We start from the raw sequence: 18,083 nt of genomic DNA, 5'->3' as shown, positions 1-18,083 counted from the left end.
AAAAAGTAGCTGATTTAATAATCAAATGAACGCAAAAAAAGACAAATAAAACATAAACTTAATTGACGGGTGAACCATAATGCATTATCATTTTAGACACCAGACACCAGACACCAGCGCTGGCAAACCTATGTCTTAAATTTATTAAATAGACGCGTTTTAACGCTTTGCTCGTTTATATCCTCGAAGTTATCTCTTAAATTACTATCAAAATTACCCCCGAAAATCCTGCTAACGTTGGTTTTGTTATTGCCGTATTCATTGGATTCTCAGGCAAATAGTCGAACAGTCGATAATCATAGCGATGCAATAATACTACCGCCATCAATACCGATACTCCATTTTGCAAGGCCGAATTTGCTATTTGGTAAAAATGGTGCGGAGATTAGCGGAGTCAACTTCGCCGGTCCAGCTAATATATGGAATCCCGAAGGGGGATTCCTTATTCAATCAACCAATGGCGCATCATACGACCTTAATTTTCCAACCACGGGAGCTGATGGATTATATTTTGATTTAGTTATAGAGGGCATTGATGCACGTCAATTGATATGGGAGCCAGTTACACATGGGGGAATAACTGCCATAGTGACATGGATATGGGCTGAAGATGATTGGCTTCCATCTGGAGGTGAAATTGTGACGCGCGTTACACTAAAAGGTCCAGAGGCAAACGCCCAAATAAACAATCCTCATCCTAATCGAATTGCTGTGCCAAGTTTACCGCAGATATTCGAGTTAGTGGGTAGAGATGTTAGTACTGGCAATGAGCTGGTAAAATATGGATTTGTATTACAGAAGTGGTTCGTGAATCGCGGAGATAAAGAAGATAACTATCCTAACACCGAAGCGTGGTGTAGCGATTTAGGCTATCGAGTGCCACAGGTAAGGGATCTCACCAACGCAGTCTGTTTGGGTACATGGGAAGGTGATTGGTGTAAAGGCTCTGTCGGTGCTACGCCATCATCAAGTGGGAATCATTACCAGCGTCGAATAGGGGCAGGATTTTTCACTGAATGGGGTGGTACGTACCTTTATGCTGAAGCTGGCTTCGTCTATGATTACCAATACTGGACGAGTGACACGACGGGAAATACTCAGTTTGATGTGGACTCGGATGTCGGCGACGTGTACTTCAATCAAACAAGTAATAGTCCGCGCGGTATTTGCGCCACGCCTTAGTTCTTAATTCTTGCTCCCTAGTTGGGCTTATGGCACTGATTAAGGATAATCAATCAAAGAACAAAGCCCTAGTGTAGCGCCCCCCGAGCATTTGGGGCGCTGAGCAGGCAAAGCCAGCGAGTCTTGTGCTTTAATAACTGAAAACCATAGTCTATTTTAGTGTGGCAAGGTTTCAGATGTGGTCACTATAGCTATTTTGAACATCTAAACAGCAAATGAATGAAACCACTGCACTCAATCCATTCTACCCATTAAAACAAAAGCCTGAATGTTAGGCAAAAAATTGTCAGAAAAGCAATTGATTTTATTAAAGTTTTTATTTTATTGTTTTTTATGAAAAACCAACTATTTATTAAAGTTTTTTTATAAAACTTAACCGAAGTGACACTTAACTAATTTTTACCAAAAATTCCCCCAAAAAAAACTAGCCAAGCTTTTTTTTAATGGTTATACTTTCATCAACTTAAAAAACGGATTATTTAATAAGCGAACGAACATAAAAAGGATAAATAAAACAACAATTTACTTGACAGGTGAACCGCAATGCATTATCATTTTAGACACCAGACACCAGACACCAGCGCTGGCAAACCTATGTCTTAAATTTATTAAATAGACGCGTTTTAACGCTTTGCTCGTTTATATCCTCGAAGTTATCCCTCAAATTATTATCAAAATTATCTCGAAAAACTCCGTTGGCGTTGACGGTGTTATTATTGTCATCTCCATGGGATTTACAGGCATTGAATGGTAAAATGGATCGAGCGGGTAATCGTAGTGATGCAATAATTTTACCTTCAACACCACTTCCAGAATTACCTCCGCCACCACCGCCACCACCGCCACCGCCACCACCGCCGCCACCGCCGCCACCGCCGCCACCGCCGCCACCGCCACCGCCGCCGCCAGTTATTGAATATGCAAGGCCGAGTCTAAGTTGGTATGACAGCAATTATGCACGTTATGCAGGTCCAGCTGACATATGGAATCCTTATAAGGGCTTTTTAGTTAAATCATCATATAGTCTAAATTTCCCGACTACAGGTGCGAATAAGTTATATTTTGATTTACTCATAAGAGGAATAGATGTAAGAGAATTGACATGGGCACCCGTCACGCATGAGGGAATCACTGCGACAGTGGTAAATGTTGAAGCTGGTTCTTGGATGTTGATGCATAAGAATGATATTCTTGGTATTGATGCTGTTTTTCTTCCTAGAGAGGATTGGAATAAAATTGTAGCTCGGGTTGTTCTAAATGGTCCATCTTATACAAAGAGTGAATGGAAAGATAAAAATCCTCGACGAACATTGTATAGGCCAAGGTTACCGCAAACATTTGAGTTAGTGGGTAGAAATAGAAATGGCGTTGAGGTAGTAAAATATGGATTTGTGTTGAGGCAGTGGTTCGCCAATCGAGGAGATGTTCGTGATACTGCGTTTAATCAAGCTGAATGGTGTCGTCGTGCAGGTTATCGCTTGGCGAAGGTAAGGGATTTAACCAATGCGAAGTGTGCAAGGAAGACGTTGTTCCCATGCGGTAGATTTGGCGATGATGATGGCGCCACGCCATCGTCGGGTTTTAATGGTTACCAACGGCGAATAGGCGCAGGGTTTTTTACGGAGTGGGGGCCTATCCCACCTAACCACTATGCGGACATTGTCGCTCATGCGAACGTAGTCAACGACAACTACTGGACAGATAATTATGGCCTCACTGTCTACTCGTCCTACGGCATCGTCTACAAAACCGAGCCCAGCTACAGTCATCACGCTTTTTGCGTTACACCTTAGTGTTTAGTCCTTAATTCTTAGGGTGCAGGGAACGCTTATGGTGAAAATAGAGGATAATATAGCAAAGAACAGCGCCCCTCGCAGTTGGGGCGCTGAGCAGGAAAAGCCTGCGAGTCTTGAGTTTTAATGACTGAAAGTCACAAAAACGCCTCTGACCGACGATGCCAAAAGCGTGGTTGGCGGCTTAAGCAAGCGCAATTATAAAAATCAGTCACTAGGAGTATAAAAGTAGAAATTAAGCAAAGTTTTCAATCGCTCATTATTTGCTGAATTTGCTGATTATGGCACATACTCTATTAAAGTACTTGTCACACTTTCGACTTACCTATTTATTTTAAGGCTGCCAGTGTGGTGAATTTTTAATTGATACGGTGGTGAGCACATGTTTTAAAAAATCAGAGATAGAAATGTCTCAATTCATCATCAAACGGTATAGAATCCTGAATATTTTTTACAAAAAATATGGTCTAAAAAGTGAATAGTTGTGCAAATGCCCCGTAGTAAACACGCAACTCACCTAGAACATTATGTTGTTTATATGCAATTGCGTCGTGTGATTTAATGTTTAATGAAGTCTTTCAGTGCAATAAGTGGCTGGACGAATGACCATAAAGCGGTTAGCCAAATTGGTGATGAGGATTTTTTTATGATATAACGCCATATCGCTTGTATGGGATATGGCGTTATGTCGATGCTTTACAGTTGTTTTTCAAATTATGGTAAACAACGCAAGTAATTATGACACTTAATTAGTTAAAAACAACTTGAGCGATGGATTATGTGTTTCGTTATGAAAACCATAACCTAGCTCGGTTAGGTGTTGGTTAAACTGTTTAATGGTTGTTTCGTCGATTTCAAACGCAGCAAGTACACGTCCATAATCGGTGCCATGGCTACGGTAATGGAACATTGAGATATTCCAATTGGTGCCTAATGTTTGTAGGAATTTAAGCAAAGCCCCTTGCGATTCAGGAAATTCAAAACTGTATACTTGCTCTTGTATTGGTTTGCAAGGCTTGCCGCCAATCATATAGCGTACATGCAGTTTTGCCATTTCGTCTTCGGTTAGATCCACAACCGAATAACCTGTTGCACTTAATTCTTGTATGATTTCATCTTTCTCATTACTTTGAGACATTTTAATCCCTACAAAAATACAAGCGGATTTATCATCATGATAACGATAATTAAATTCGGTTACCGAGCGCCCACCTAGAAGCTGACAAAATGTTAAAAAACTGCCTTTTTTTTCAGGGATAGTGACTGCTAGCAGGACTTCGCGTTTTTCACCGAGTTCGCAACGTTCAGACACATAACGTAAGTTATGGAAGTTTAGATTGGCGCCAGATAATATATGGGCAAGGTTTTCACAACAAATATTGTGTTGTTCAACGTATTTTTTTAAACCCGCTAATGCAACAGCACCAGAGGGTTCAGCAATGGCCCGCACATCATCAAATAAGTCTTTCACTGCGGCGCAAATTTCGTCGCTATCAACGGTAATAATATCATCAATATATTGCTGACAAAGCCTGAAAGTTTCCTCGCCAATTCGTTTAACGGCAACCCCTTCAGCAAATAGCCCAACGCGGTTTAAATCAACCGGTTTGCCTGCGTCGAGTGCCGCTTTTAAGCAAGCTGCATCAGCAGGTTCAACGGCAATGACTTTGATTGATGGCATGATTTGTTTGATTAATACCGCCACACCCGCAGCAAGCCCGCCCCCGCCGACTGGCACAAAAATACGATCGAGTTTGGCATTTTGTTGTAATAATTCCATGGCAATACTGCCTTGCCCTGCAATCACAAGCGGGTGATCAAACGGTGGAATAAAGATGCGTTTTTGTTCTTTTGCCAGTTCCATGGCTTTCGCTTTGGCTTCGTCAAAATTGGCGCCATAAAGGAGTACTTCGCCACCAAAGCTTTTGACTGCTTCAACTTTTATGTCGGCGGTGGTTAATGGCATGACGATTAATGAGTTTATGCCTAATTTTGTGGCCGAAAAAGCCACGCCTTGTGCATGGTTGCCAGCCGATGCGGCAATAACGCCACATTTACGTTCGTCTTCATTTAGACTGGCTATCATTGCTTGGGCACCACGGATTTTGAAACTGTGAACTAATTGCCGATCTTCGCGCTTTACAAAAATTTGGTTTTTTAATCGTGTCGAGATTTTTTCCATCTTTTCTAACGGGGTGACTTCGGCCACGTCGTATACGGCGCTACAGAGTGTTGCTTTTAAGTAATCGGCACCAGTGAGCTTGTTGTTATTTTGTTGTTTCACGTTAACCACCTAGTTTGCTTTTATCACGAACGGCACCTTTATCTGCACTTGTTGCTAAACTGGCGTAAGCCTTTAGTGCATAAGAGACATAGCGATCGCGATTGTGAGGGGTAAAGGCTTTGTCGCCACGGGTAAGTTCGGCTACGCGGCGGCGTTCAAGTTCGTCATCAGGGACTTTTAATACTAATTTGCGATTTGGAATATCAATATCAATAATATCTCCATCGCGCACAAGACCAATAATACCGCCATTTGCGGCTTCGGGTGAGATATGACCAATTGATAAGCCCGAAGATCCACCCGAAAATCTGCCATCGGTAATCAGTGCACAGGATTTACCCAGTCCCATTGATTTTAAGTAGCTTGTCGGATAAAGCATCTCTTGCATTCCCGGGCCACCTTTTGGACCTTCGTAAATAATAACAACTACATCACCAGCCACAACCTTGCCCCCTAAAATAGCCTCAACAGCATCTTCTTGGCTTTCAAATACTTTTGCCGGGCCTTGGAAAACTAAATTTTCAGCAGCGACCCCTGCGGTTTTAACAATTGCACCATCAAGGGCTACATTGCCATAGAGTGTGGCAAGTCCGCCATCTTGGCTATAGGCGTGGGCTTTATCGCGAATACAACCATTTACACGGTCGTCGTCAAGTGTCTCCCAATAGCAATCTTGCGAGAAAGCTTTGGTAGTGCGAATGCCTGCTGGCCCACTGCGATACATTTTTTTGACAGCTTCGTCATCTGTTTGCCTGATATCATATTTTGCAAAGGTTTGTTCTAATGAAAGACCAAGTACATTATGAACATTGCGATTGAGTAAACCTGCTTTATCCAATTCAGACATAATGGCGACAACGCCACCAGCACGGTGTACATCCTCCATATGATATAACTGAGTACTCGGTGCGACTTTACATAAATGTGGCACTTTACGTGATAGTCTGTCGATATCAGACATGGTGAAGTCGATTTCGCCTTCCTGCGCGGTGGCAAGTAAATGAAGTACCGTATTGGTTGAACCGCCCATAGCAATGTCAAGCGACATGGCATTTTCGTAAGCGGCTTTAGTGGCAATTGAGCGAGGTAGATACGAAACATCATCATGTTCGTAATAGCGTTTTGTGATTTCAACAATGCGCTTAGCGGCATTTAAAAAGAGCTGTTCACGTTGTTTGTGGGTAGCAACTAATGAGCCATTACCCGGTAGTGAAAGCCCTAGTGCTTCGGTTAAGCAATTCATGGAATTGGCGGTAAACATGCCAGAGCAAGATCCGCAAGTCGGGCAAGCAGATTCTTCAATCGCTTTGCTATCTTCGTCACTGACATTTGGGTTGGCGCTTTGAATCATAGCATCAACAAGATCTAATTTAATAATTTGATCGGAAAGTTTGGTTTTGCCCGCTTCCATTGGTCCGCCAGAGACAAACACAGTTGGAATATTTAAACGAAGCGAGGCCATTAACATGCCGGGGGTGATTTTGTCGCAGTTTGAGATGCAGATCATAGCATCAGCACAATGCGCGTTAACCATATATTCAACAGAATCAGCAATGAGTTCACGCGATGGTAATGAGTACAGCATACCCCCATGCCCCATAGCTATGCCATCATCAACGGCGATGGTGTTAAATTCTTTGGCAATACCACCCGATGCTTCAATTTGTTTGGCAACCAGTTGACCAATGTCTTTTAAATGGACATGTCCCGGTACGAATTGCGTGAATGAGTTGACCACCGCAATGATGGGTTTACCAAAGTCTTCATTTTTTACGCCAGTTGCACGCCATAATGCGCGGGCGCCAGCCATGTTTCGGCCTTCGACTGACGTTGCTGAACGATATTTAGGCATTTCTTGCTCCCAATTTTTTATGCAAGTGACCGTGTTTAACGGTCTGTAGTTCTTTAAAATCAATCATTAAGTGAAAATGTTATCCGCCAAGTGTGTTGGCGGCTTTTGATTTTTCGTTTTATTTAATCAGATCTAACCAACCATATTTATCTTCGGTTTTACCATTAAATAAGCCAAAGAATGCTTGTTGAATTTGTTTAGTGATTGGACCACAGCGACCAATGCCAACTTGAATGCGATCAACACTACGCACAGGGGTAATTTCGGCCGCAGTGCCTGTCATAAACACTTCATCGGCTAAATAAAGTGATTCACGGGATAGTGTTTGTTCACGCACTTCAATACCTATATCGCGCGCGAGTGTTAATACCGCATCACGTGTAATGCCCGGTAGAGCCGATGACGATAAAACAGGGGTATATAAAATACCGTCTTTAATGATAAATAGGTTTTCGCCAGCACCTTCAGATAGGTGACCATGCACGTCTAATGCAATACCTTCTTGGAAGCCGTTAGCACGAGCTTCAGATCCAATTAATAATGACGATAAATAGTTACCGCCCGCTTTAGCCGCCGCTGGAATGGTGTTTGATGCAACACGATTCCAAGAGGAGACCATGGCATCAATACCTTGATCTAAGGCCTCTTCGCCTAAATAGGCACCCCATGGAAATGCGGCAATCATGACATCGGTTTTGTAACCTTCAGGTGGGTTAACGCCCATACCCACATCACCAATAAAGACTAATGGGCGAATATAAGCGCTTTCTAATTTGTTTTTCTTGATCGTTTGGCGTGTGGCTTCCATGATTTCTTCAAGCGAATAAGAAACAGGAAAACGATAAATCTTGGCTGAATTTAATAATCTTTGGGCATGTTCTTTATGACGAAATATGGCTGGTCCTTTGTGCGTGTTATAACAACGGACACCTTCAAATACGGAAGTACCATAATGTAAGGCATGTGACATCACATGTACTTTGGCATCCGCCCATGGAACCATTTCGCCATTCAACCAAATATAATCTGATTTTGCTGTAGAACTCATTTTGTTTTCCTCTTTATTTTTCAATTTGCTAAGCAGGTACTTTGCTTTAGGTATTTGTACTTTAACAGTCAAGCATTATACTATGCTTGTTTATTTAACTTATTATTTAACAATAAGTTGTTTATGAAAATGATTATTCAACCGCGATGACATCTTCTAATTTTGCTACTTGGTTTTGTAATGTTGATAGCGGTCTTTCAGTGGTTAATATTAATGTCATAGTCAGTGTATTGTTTTCAATTGTTTGCATTTGCATTGATTGAATATGTCCACCTCGATGCCGGATAACTCGTAATATACGTTCAAGTGATCCCAATTTGTCATAAGCCTTTATGGCCAATTGATATTGTGCTTGTTCGTTCATTGCTTACTCCTTGCAACTTTTGTCTAGCATGTTTTCGTTTGCTGCCCCAGGGGGTACTAGTGGCCATACGTTTTCTAATTCATCTATGCAAACATGTAATAAGTAAGCGCCTGTTGAGTTAAATAAGTTATCAAGCGCTGTATCAATTTGTGATTTTTTGCTGATGCTTTGCCCCGGTATGTCAAACGCTTTGGCTAACATTAAAAAATCGGGATTGTCTGATAGATTTGTTTCGCTGTATCTTTCATTAAAAAATAACTCTTGCCATTGGCGAACCATGCCAAGACGTTGGTTATCAATTAATACGATTTTTATGGGTAGTTGTTTGCGTTTAATGGTGGTGAGTTCTTGGACATTCATCATAAAAGATCCATCACCCGATACACAAATCACACAATCATTTGGTCTTGCCATTTGCGCACCAACAGCGGCCGGTAAACCAAATCCCATTGTGCCAAGCCCACTTGATGTAATAAAGTTTTGCGGGTGGGTAAAGCGCATATGCTGGGCTGTCCACATTTGGTGTTGCCCAACATCAGTAGTAATAATCGTAGACGCTGATTTTTTTTCTGAGAGAGTTTTTAATAAAGCAGGAGCGTAGATCGCTTCGCCTGGATGATCGTAACGAGTTGGGTGCTCTGCTTTTAATTGATTAACTTTTTTATGCCACTCGTGAATCGAAACTGTTTGATTTAGTTGTGGTAAAACTTGCTTTATATCGCCTTGTAATCCTAAATGGGTTTGGCGTAATTTGTTGATTTCGGCCTGATCGATATCTATATGAAGTACTTTAGCATGTCGAGCAAATTCATTAAGGTTGCCGGTCACTCTATCATCAAATCGAACACCTAAGGCAATTAACAAATCACACTCTTGTACGGCTAAATTGGCAGCTTTGGCGCCGTGCATACCAATTAATCCTAAGTAATAAGGATTATTCAAATCGGCAACCCCAAGTCCTTTTAAGGTTGATACACTTGGAATGTGTGTTAAGGCCATAAAATCTCTTAGCTCGGATATGGCGCCAGAAAGTCCAACACCACCACCAATATAAAGTATCGGTTTTTGGGCTTGGGCGATCATTTCTTTGGCTTGTTTTATATCATCAAGCGAGATTGGATATAGTTGATTGTTATCTTGTGCGGTTTTTAATGAGGATGGCGTAAAATATTGTTGATAGTCAAGATTTGCAAGCTGTATATCTTTGGGCACATCAATTAATATTGGTCCTGGCCTACCCGAGCAGGCTAAGTTAAATGCTTGCTCTAAGGTGTTGGGCAAGTCTTTTGCATCGTCAATTAAATAACTGTGTTTGGTGCAGGCTAGTGATAATCCTAATACATCCACTTCTTGAAAGGCGTCAGTACCAATAAGTTTGGTTGGCACTTGTCCTGTAATGGCAACAATAGGTACTGAATCAATTAACGCATCGGCAAGCCCTGTAATAATATTTGTAGCACCTGGGCCTGATGTGGCAATACAAACGCCGGTTTTTCCGGTTGCACGAGCATAGCCGATTGCGGCCATTGCAGCACCTTGTTCGTGACGACAAAGTACATGCTCAATTCCACCATCATAAAGCGCATCATATAGAGGCATAATTTGTCCACCGGGATATCCAAAAACGGTGGTAACGCCTTTTTCTTTTAAGGTTTTTACTATCCACTGTGTTCCTAACATTTATTCCTCACTTGTTCTTATTTTATTCAGTTACTGTTTATAAAACATTGTTTATAAGCCGTTTGTAAAAAATATTCATAAAAAAACCCCCGCTTTTTGGGGAGCGGGGGTTTTTGATTTTATGTATGAACACATTTTTAATTCAAAAAACGCCCCCGCGTTGGAATAATGACCACGCTGACAATAATGTTGATGAGGACGATTTTGAGTGAAAATTTCATAATGCGATATAATTAACTTTTTTGTCATTTTTTAAAATTATTTCTAACAAAATACTCGTTTTAAAAAAAAGTGCAATAGTTTTTTGTCGTTTTTGTTATATGGAATAAATAAGCTGTAAAAAAGTTTCAGGAAAACTAGTGTTTTAGTATAAAAATATTAGGGGATTAAGGATTTATTTTGGTATTTTTTATAATGTTAGTTGTAGGGATTTCTCGTGTTGTTTACAGTAATTTGAGAAATGGCGGTAATGAATACACATAAAAAAAACAAACTAATACCGTATTACAGACAAGAAATATGACGCTTATATCATAAAGGAAAAATAGCTGTTACCGATTTGGCTAAATGCTTTATGGTCAGTTATCTGACTATGTATAACGTGCTAAAAAAGCCTGATTGAAGCTATTTGCCTTTCCCCTTGACCAGTAACAACGAACCTTATAAAACCATGAGATGTGGTATTAAACGTCAGGTTAAAGTTAAAAAATTTTTTGTAAAAAATATTCAGGATTCTATACCGTTTCATGATTAATTGAGTATTCGCAGTCTCTTAATTAGTTAAAACGTGTGATAAATATCGTATCAATAACTCACTCACAAAAACATCCTGACCTAAAATGAATAGAAAAGCCGAAAGAGATGGCTGCTTTAATAAAGAGGCATAGTAAAGGTAGTGATGAAATAGACATGCTTAAGAACGATTTTTTAATGGTGTTAACTATCGCTACGATATTAATAATAAGCAAACTTAAATATTTTATATAAAATCAATATATTAATTAAAATAATTTAATTTGTTATCGCTAGCTTAGTTAAATTTAATTTGATACACTAAATCAGGTGCAAGATTATGCAATACTCATGGCTTAGGCATTACTAATTTCACTGACCTCGCCAAGCCTATCATGGAAAGCCACCTTTATTAATTATTAGCCTCAGTTGTTTATTTTTAAATTTTGGGGATGATATTGAACAATACGATTAAGTTTTAAGAAAGAATATTCTAATTTATGTTGTCAGTAAATATAATTTATTGAATTAATTGGGTATTTTAAAGATTAAAATATGCTTAGCAATAGGATTTTGTGATTATTAATTGATTTCATTTAAGTTATATTGAATTTGTTTTCAAATACATGTTTAACTTAGGAGAAAATTATGAACAAACAAATCTATAATCCACTTACCAAATATCATCATGACAAGTTTCCAAAACAAAAACAGGAGGCGCCAGCTTTACAGTGCGAAATGAATCCGCTTCCTGATTGTGGGGAAAAAAGCTATCAAGGTCATAATCGTTTAGAAGGGCGCAAAGTGCTTGTGACTGGTGGCGATTCAGGTATCGGCCGAGCCGCGGCAATAGCTTATGCTAAAGAGGGGGCCGATGTGGCAATAAATTACCTTTCTGTTGAACAAAAAGATGCGGAAGAAGTCGCTAAAGTTATTCAAGCTGCTGGACGCAAAGCCGTATTAATTCCTGGTGATTTAAGTGACGAGGCTTTTTGTAAAAAATTAGTTGATGAAGCATACCATAAATTAGGTGGATTAGATAATTTGACACTAGTTGCAGGTAAGCAAACTGCAGTTGAAGATATTATGGAACTTACCACCGAGCAAATTAAGAAAACCTTTGAAATTAATGTATTTTCGCTTTTTTGGATCACCAAAGCGGCTTTGGGGTATTTAAAACCGGGTTCAACCATCATTACAACTTCGTCTGTTCAGGCTTATCAACCTAGTGGTAATTTATTAGATTATGCTGCAACTAAAACAGCTATTATCGCGTTTACTCGTGGCTTAGCTAAGCAATTAGCGCCAAAAGGCATTCGTGTAAATAGTGTCGCACCTGGGCCTGTTTGGACGCCATTACAAATTTGTGGTGGTCAACCAAGTGATGTTATTCCTGAGTTTGGCCAACAAACACCATTACAACGCGCAGGTCAACCGGTTGAACTTGCTGGTGTTTATGTGCATTTAGCATCAGAAGAATCAAGCTATACTACGGGCGAAACTTATGGCGTTACCGGCGGTATGCATATTAACTAATTGTTGTTTGTAACAGTAAAAAGATTGATTTAAATCTTTTTACTGTTAATGTTATAAGTTATTAATTTTTAAAATCAACGGACGATGATAAATTGATTTATCATCGTCACAATATAAAATAGAAAACAGAAAGGGCAATAAAATGAAACTTTTTAAAGTGATCACTTTAGCAGTGTTAGCAATTTTTTTAGTTAATTGTGATAATTCAAAATCAACTGTTGATGATACAAAACAAAAAGCCGAGCAAACAAGCTCAGACATGGGCGACAAAGTCCAGCAAATGGGTTCAGAATTGGGCGATAAAGTTAAGCAAATGAGTGCTGATGTTAGTGACAAAGCTAAGGAAATAGGCGCAGAGATTAGCGATAAAGCTAAACAAACAAGTGCAGCCATTAGTGATAAAGCGAAAGATTTGTATGAACAAACAAAATCTGAAAAAGAAGATATGCTTAATAAGGTGCAAGAAGGTAATTATAGCGTTGCTGAGAATTTGATGATTAAAGCAATTAAAACAAAATTACCAGCGGCAATTGATCAGAACACAACTTTAGTTGATGTATCGACAGATAACAAAACTATTAATTATAAATATGTGGTGAATAATAGCACTAAAGATGCATTACAGGCTGAAAGCACTCAAAAAGAGTTACGTAATAAATTGCTAGATTTTTACTGTGGTGATGATTCTAGTATGAAGACACTAAGATTAGTATTTCCACGAGGAGCTAATCATGATTACTATATCAATGATGATAAAGTTTTTTCAGTGGATGTAAAACCGAATGATTGTGATGATGACTAGATATATTTGGATTAACTTTAACAAATAGTTAGAATTTATTCATAATAAAAGGGCTACTTGAAGCCCTTTTATTTTTGCCATTCTTTTTAAGATTGTTCATTTGCTAATTTTTAACGGATAATTAAAATTTTTTATTATTATTGTGTATTTTTTAGTTTATCTTTTACAACTTTATGAGTATTTTATAAGATAGCGGGTGGTCATGAATTAGCTTGGATAGGAATAAATATGAAAGGTATTAAAGCAACAGTTGTAATGTTTATGGCAATAATATTATTTGGTTTTGATAATTCAGAAGCAAAAGTTATAGATACTAAGCAAACCGATATTCAAGAAAATATGGATATTGTAGAAAGAGGAAAAAAAATTATGGCTCAATCAACACCTGAAAAAATCAAGCAATTTAATAATCAAAAAGATAATGATTATAGTTTTGCTCAAGATTCGGTTGTTGCAGGCATAAAAGAAAAGTTACCCATTGTGGTTGATAAATTTACGATGTTCGATGATATATCAAGAAATAATAATAAACTTATCTATAAATATGTTATGAAAGGTCTGCCTAAAGAAGTGATATTGCTAAAGAAAAATCAGCAATCTGTATTAAACAGGATAGTTACTTTATATTGTGGTAATGACCCAAATGTTAAGGCGTTGAAACTCTTATTCCCAAATGGAGTAAGTTATAATTATTATCTTGCCAATGAAAAAATTATGTCGTTTGATTTGAAACCGAGTGATTGTGATTCTAAATAACTATTACTCAATTTAAAAAATAGTAGAAATCATCGGTATTAAATGAGGCTTATTAAAGCCTTTTTTATTTGTTATTTATTTTTTATTCTAAATTGCAAAGTTTTTATGTACTTTTCTCACTGATATTTTACAATTTTATCGTCCGCCTTTAAATAAGCGGTAAACATGTAATTTATAAAATTCACTTAAAGGAATAATGATGAAAAGTTTAAAAACAGTGCCAGCAATTTTGATAAGCTTGGTTCTTTGTAGCTGTGATAATTCAAAATCTAATGCTAATCAAACAAGTAGTGATTCTTCAAAAAACACTGAACTTAGTCGTTTGCAAGAAACTATTATTAATGAAGCCAAAAAAATGCTTCCGGTTAAAGTTGATGAAAAAACCAATTTGATTGATATCACTAAAGAGAATGATTTAATTAATTATAAATATGTAATTGATAGTTCAAAAGATGAGATATCAATCCCTGAAACTCAAAAAATGACGACAGAAAGTCTAAAAACAGCTTATTGTAATAATAGCGCACAAGTTAAACAACTTAGGGATGCATTTCCAAATGGTGTTAGTCATAATTATTACATCAATGATGAAAAATTGTTTAGTGTTCAATTGACGCCAGCTTCTTGTACTGCTAACTAAAGATAGTTTTATTTAGTTTTTTGATGTAATTTATATGAGATAAAAAACAGGGCAATTGCCCTGTTTTTTTCGTAATTTTATTCAAGTTCTTTGCCTTTTGTTTCAGGTATTAAAAAGACAAATGCAGCGGCCGATAATAAATAAGCGGCAGACAGTAAAGCTAATGCGTAGCTAATTGAGTAAACGGTGGCTAAATAAGCAATTAGTACTTGTGATACACCGGCAATGCCTCGACCGACATTGAAAATAATATTTTCAGCACTTGAACGGGCATCTGTTGGGTAATGTTCAGCAAGAAGCGCGCCATATCCACCCATCATGCCATTCACAAAAAAGCCAATTACTGAGCCAAAGATAATTAATATAAACATATCGGTTTGATGAAAATAGAACCAAATTGAAACGGCCGAGATGAATAAAAAGAAGATATAAGAAGGGCGACGACCAAACTTATCACATAACCAACCAAAAATTAGAATTCCTAATGACATACCTATAGTGGTTGAAATAGTCCAAAACATGGTATTTTTAAATGGCAATTTGAGTTCAGTTGCAATCATATTTGGCATCCAAACCATGAGTCCATAAAAACCGAAGTTTTGTACAGCACAAGCGATAGTTAATCCTATTGTGGTTGCTATGGTTCTTGGGTTTTTAAATAATTTGCCAACGGCTATTTTGTTTTTGTTTTGGTCTTTTAGTTTTTGCCAGATTTCTGGTTCTTTTAGACCTTTACGTGTCCATGCAACAAATAGCGCAGGCAGCACTCCCATCGCAAAAGCCCAGCGCCAACCATAAATTTCACCAATAAAGTTGACGGTTAATGCTGCTAAAATGATGCCGACTTGAAAACCTAATGCAACAATAGATGTTGCTCTTGAGCGTTTATTTTTAGGCCAACTTTCAGAAACTAAAGTCATTCCAATTCCAAATTCACCACCAAGTCCAAGTCCACTTAAAAAGCGAAATATTAAAAAGCACTCGTAATTAGGTGAAATTGCACATAATCCAGTAAAAAGAGAAAATATTAAAATAGTCCATGAAAAGACTCTTACTCGACCATATTTATCGGCAAGGATACCAAATAAAATACCACCTAATACGGCGCCAAGTAAGGTTACTGAGGTTAAAGTGCCTAAATCTGTTTTTGTTAAGTTGAAGCTGACCGAAATTAGACTAAAACAAACACCTAAAATCATCATATCCATGCCATCTAGTGCGTAACCAACGGTGGATGCAAATAGAGTTCTTTTTTGATATGGGGTTGTGCATTTGCTTTCTGCTTGCAGGGCTGCGTTTGCTTCGGTTTTCATGTATACCTCTAGTTTTTAAAATTAGATAGTTACTTAAAATTTCCATTTTATGATGTTTAATTTGTGATTAAACGGCGGGTAAATTAAAGCGGGGCAAGTATATCCTTAAAAAGTAAAAAAAGCCAAGCTTAAAGCACTAAATAGTCGTTTTATCTGCCGATTTTATTATCGGCAGAGATGTGATGTTATTCTTCGGCAAAGTACCAATAGCCTTTGTTAACAAGATCAAGCATGACTTGAAGTGTGTCTTTATCTTGTAACTGCTCGTAATAGAGTGTTTCAGTTTTACAAAGAAGATCAATGACGGGCATTGGTAGATTAATTTGTTCGCCATGGATGTAGCCGCAATCGCCCACCTTAAGGATTCGAATACTTTGTACTCGATTTAGTTCTGCTCCATTTTTTAATAGCGATTCGAATTCGTTATAATTGTATGGAGGTTCAACTGGCAGAATATTTAAATCGTGCATTGGTAGTGTAATGTATTTACCGAACCAATCGTTAAATAACTCAGGTTTTTTGATTAAATCGATGATTTGATCTTGTAGTTTTGTTAGTTCATAAGGCTGAACTTGGTATGGATCTTTAGGGCGTTTTAAATTTGGATCTTGATAATAAATACCATTTGGCAGATTATCAATGACATAATCTGCAAAGCTACTTAATAGCTCTTGGGAGGTTCGTGTCATAAAACCAACAGAATAACTGAGTGATTCACCAATGGATGTGCCATTATGCGGACAACCTAGTGGAATGTATAAGATGTCGCCAGCAGTGATTTCTTCATCAATGATGGGTTGATATTCTTCAACATGCAATAATGCTTTGTGTGCATTAAATTGTTTATAATGTTGGTTGCGATCGCCAACTTGCCAACGTCTGCTGCCCATGCCTTGAATGATAAACACATCATAATTATCGATATGGGGCCCAACGCCTGCACCTTGAGTTGCGTAAGAAATCATGAGATCATCAAATTGCCATTGTGGCATGCATTTAAAAGGCTCAAGTAGTGTGGCAGCTTGCTCGTGCCAGTGATCAACAGCTTGTACTAGTAAACTCCAATGATCTTCGCCTAAGTTATCATATTGAGTAAATGGTCCAAATCTAGCATCCCAAATACCATCTTTATTAGAAACAATCCGGCTATCGATTTCTTCTTCCATCGCTAAACCTGCGAGTTCATCCGGTGTAATGGGATCAATAAAATGTGCAAATGCTTTGCGTAGGATTACAGGTTTTTTTTGCCAATAATTTGTTAAAAAATCATCCCAATCAATGGCTAACTTATAATTCATTTAATTTTCCTTGAAGATTGAATAATTGACAAAAATTAGATGTGGTCTTTTGTGCTATCTCTTCTAAAGAGACACCTTTTAAAGCAGATAAATATTGTGCCACTTCACGAACATAAGCGGGTTGATTTTCTTTGCCTCGGTATGGAACGGGAGCAAGATAAGGTGAGTCGGTTTCGACCAAGATACGATCAAGTGGCACGTATTTGGCAACTTCGCGTAGAGCTTCGGCATTTTTAAAGGTGATTATTCCTGAAAATGAGATATAAAAACCGATATCTAATAGTTGTTTTGCTGTTTCGATATCTTCTGTAAAACAGTGCAACACGCCCGAATGAACATGTTCATCTTTTAATATTTTCAGGGTATCTTCTTTGGCATTACGTGTATGGACAATGACGGGTTTGCTTAATTTTCGGCCTAATCGAATATGTTCTTTAAAATTCTCTTGTTGTTGCTCCAAATTCTCTTGTTGGTAATAATAGTCAAGACCTGTTTCACCTAGTGCTATGACGTTATCTTCTTGGGCTAAGTTTTGAAAGCGCTCGGCATCGTATATTTCGTCATCAAGGTTAAGTGGGTGAATTCCACACGAAAAAGAGCATTGGTTTTGATAAGGTGTAAGCTTATGTTTCATGGTTTCATAGCCTGACAGTGTTGTTGCCACGCTTAGGCAATGTTTAACGTCGTTGTTGGAAGCTTCTTGTAAAACATCTTTGATAGATTTAGTACTAAGGTCTAAACTATCTAAATGGCAGTGAGAGTCAATTAAAAACATAAAAATCTCTTTTTTATTTATCTGAATG

General features: G+C 38.1%; 14 protein-coding genes. 6 read left to right on the top strand and 8 right to left on the bottom strand.

Going from position 1 to position 18,083, the window contains the following annotated elements; genetic code table 11:
• Positions 1 to 249 precede the first annotated feature (249 nt).
• Entirely contained in the window at positions 250 to 1,182 is a 933-nt protein-coding gene (locus A9G24_RS12155) for a hypothetical protein (RefSeq protein ID WP_065639257.1), read from the top strand.
• A 716-nt stretch (positions 1,183 to 1,898) separates the two neighbouring features.
• Entirely contained in the window at positions 1,899 to 2,975 is a 1,077-nt protein-coding gene (locus A9G24_RS12970; RefSeq protein WP_176701211.1) for a hypothetical protein, read from the top strand.
• Between the two features lie 745 nt (positions 2,976 to 3,720).
• Here A9G24_RS12970 and ilvA read toward each other — a convergent pair.
• From ilvA to ilvG, 5 genes are all read right to left on the bottom strand, one after another.
• The gene (gene ilvA, locus A9G24_RS12140; RefSeq protein WP_065639254.1) at positions 3,721 to 5,259 is read right to left on the bottom strand and encodes a threonine ammonia-lyase, biosynthetic; all 1,539 of its coding nucleotides are present in this window, start codon (positions 5,257 to 5,259) and stop codon (positions 3,721 to 3,723) included.
• Position 5,260: 1 nt separating this feature from the next.
• Complete coding sequence (ilvD, locus tag A9G24_RS12135; protein ID WP_065639253.1) at positions 5,261 to 7,111, bottom strand: dihydroxy-acid dehydratase; 1,851 nt, start codon at positions 7,109 to 7,111, stop codon at positions 5,261 to 5,263.
• Between the two features lie 118 nt (positions 7,112 to 7,229).
• Positions 7,230 to 8,159, bottom strand: coding sequence for a branched-chain amino acid transaminase (locus tag A9G24_RS12130; protein WP_065586514.1), 930 nt, complete (start codon positions 8,157 to 8,159; stop codon positions 7,230 to 7,232).
• Between the two features lie 133 nt (positions 8,160 to 8,292).
• Complete coding sequence (ilvM, locus tag A9G24_RS12125; RefSeq protein WP_065586513.1) at positions 8,293 to 8,523, bottom strand: acetolactate synthase 2 small subunit; 231 nt, start codon at positions 8,521 to 8,523, stop codon at positions 8,293 to 8,295.
• A 3-nt stretch (positions 8,524 to 8,526) separates the two neighbouring features.
• The gene (ilvG, locus tag A9G24_RS12120; protein ID WP_065639252.1) at positions 8,527 to 10,203 is read right to left on the bottom strand and encodes an acetolactate synthase 2 catalytic subunit; all 1,677 of its coding nucleotides are present in this window, start codon (positions 10,201 to 10,203) and stop codon (positions 8,527 to 8,529) included.
• A gap of 1,377 nt (positions 10,204 to 11,580) precedes the next feature.
• On the opposite strand from ilvG, the gene A9G24_RS12115 reads away from it, so the two are divergent.
• From A9G24_RS12115 to A9G24_RS12100, 4 genes are all read left to right on the top strand, one after another.
• On the top strand, positions 11,581 to 12,471 hold the full coding sequence (locus tag A9G24_RS12115) for an SDR family oxidoreductase (RefSeq protein ID WP_442902772.1): 891 nt from the start codon (positions 11,581 to 11,583) through the stop codon (positions 12,469 to 12,471).
• A gap of 142 nt (positions 12,472 to 12,613) precedes the next feature.
• Positions 12,614 to 13,273, top strand: coding sequence for a YtxH domain-containing protein (locus A9G24_RS12110; protein WP_065639250.1), 660 nt, complete (start codon positions 12,614 to 12,616; stop codon positions 13,271 to 13,273).
• A gap of 228 nt (positions 13,274 to 13,501) precedes the next feature.
• A complete protein-coding gene (locus A9G24_RS12105) occupies positions 13,502 to 14,029 on the top strand; it encodes a hypothetical protein (protein WP_065639249.1) in 528 nt (175 codons plus the stop codon).
• Between the two features lie 199 nt (positions 14,030 to 14,228).
• Positions 14,229 to 14,669: a hypothetical protein gene (locus A9G24_RS12100; protein WP_065639248.1), complete on the top strand. Its 441-nt coding sequence runs from the start codon at positions 14,229 to 14,231 to the stop codon at positions 14,667 to 14,669.
• A gap of 77 nt (positions 14,670 to 14,746) precedes the next feature.
• Here the strand turns inward: A9G24_RS12100 and A9G24_RS12095 are convergent, their stop codons facing one another.
• The 3 genes from A9G24_RS12095 to A9G24_RS12085 all read right to left on the bottom strand — a co-directional run bounded on the left by A9G24_RS12095 (position 14,747) and on the right by A9G24_RS12085 (position 18,055).
• Positions 14,747 to 15,982 carry an MFS transporter gene (locus tag A9G24_RS12095; RefSeq protein WP_065639247.1) on the bottom strand — a complete coding sequence of 412 codons (1,236 nt, stop codon included), beginning with the start codon at positions 15,980 to 15,982 and terminating at the stop codon, positions 14,747 to 14,749.
• 185 nt (positions 15,983 to 16,167) lie between these two features.
• The gene (locus tag A9G24_RS12090; RefSeq protein ID WP_065639246.1) at positions 16,168 to 17,280 is read right to left on the bottom strand and encodes a ribosomal protein uL16 3-hydroxylase; all 1,113 of its coding nucleotides are present in this window, start codon (positions 17,278 to 17,280) and stop codon (positions 16,168 to 16,170) included.
• Positions 17,270 to 18,055 (bottom strand): YchF/TatD family DNA exonuclease, encoded by a 786-nt coding sequence (locus A9G24_RS12085; protein WP_065639245.1) that lies wholly within the window; start codon positions 18,053 to 18,055, stop codon positions 17,270 to 17,272. Before A9G24_RS12085 ends, A9G24_RS12090 begins: the two co-directional genes overlap by 11 nt.
• Between the last annotated feature and the right edge of the window lie 28 nt (positions 18,056 to 18,083).

Source organism: Gilliamella sp. App6-5 (assembly GCF_001690525.1).
Classification (GTDB): Bacteria; Pseudomonadota; Gammaproteobacteria; order Enterobacterales; family Orbaceae; genus Gilliamella; species Gilliamella apicola_H.
The sequence above is the reverse complement of the archived record's forward strand: the minus strand, read 5'-3'. Positions and strand labels throughout refer to the sequence as shown.

Coding starts and splice junctions, on each gene's coding strand:
- ilvD (WP_065639253.1), bottom strand. CDS start 7,111: ATGCCTAAATATCGTTCAGCAACGTCAGTCGAAGGCCGAAACATGGCT.
- A9G24_RS12130 (WP_065586514.1), bottom strand. CDS start 8,159: ATGAGTTCTACAGCAAAATCAGATTATATTTGGTTGAATGGCGAAATG.
- ilvM (WP_065586513.1), bottom strand. CDS start 8,523: ATGAACGAACAAGCACAATATCAATTGGCCATAAAGGCTTATGACAAA.
- ilvG (WP_065639252.1), bottom strand. CDS start 10,203: ATGTTAGGAACACAGTGGATAGTAAAAACCTTAAAAGAAAAAGGCGTT.
- A9G24_RS12110 (WP_065639250.1), top strand. CDS start 12,614: ATGAAACTTTTTAAAGTGATCACTTTAGCAGTGTTAGCAATTTTTTTA.
- A9G24_RS12105 (WP_065639249.1), top strand. CDS start 13,502: ATGAAAGGTATTAAAGCAACAGTTGTAATGTTTATGGCAATAATATTA.
- A9G24_RS12100 (WP_065639248.1), top strand. CDS start 14,229: ATGAAAAGTTTAAAAACAGTGCCAGCAATTTTGATAAGCTTGGTTCTT.
- A9G24_RS12095 (WP_065639247.1), bottom strand. CDS start 15,982: ATGAAAACCGAAGCAAACGCAGCCCTGCAAGCAGAAAGCAAATGCACA.
- A9G24_RS12090 (WP_065639246.1), bottom strand. CDS start 17,280: ATGAATTATAAGTTAGCCATTGATTGGGATGATTTTTTAACAAATTAT.
- A9G24_RS12085 (WP_065639245.1), bottom strand. CDS start 18,055: ATGTTTTTAATTGACTCTCACTGCCATTTAGATAGTTTAGACCTTAGT.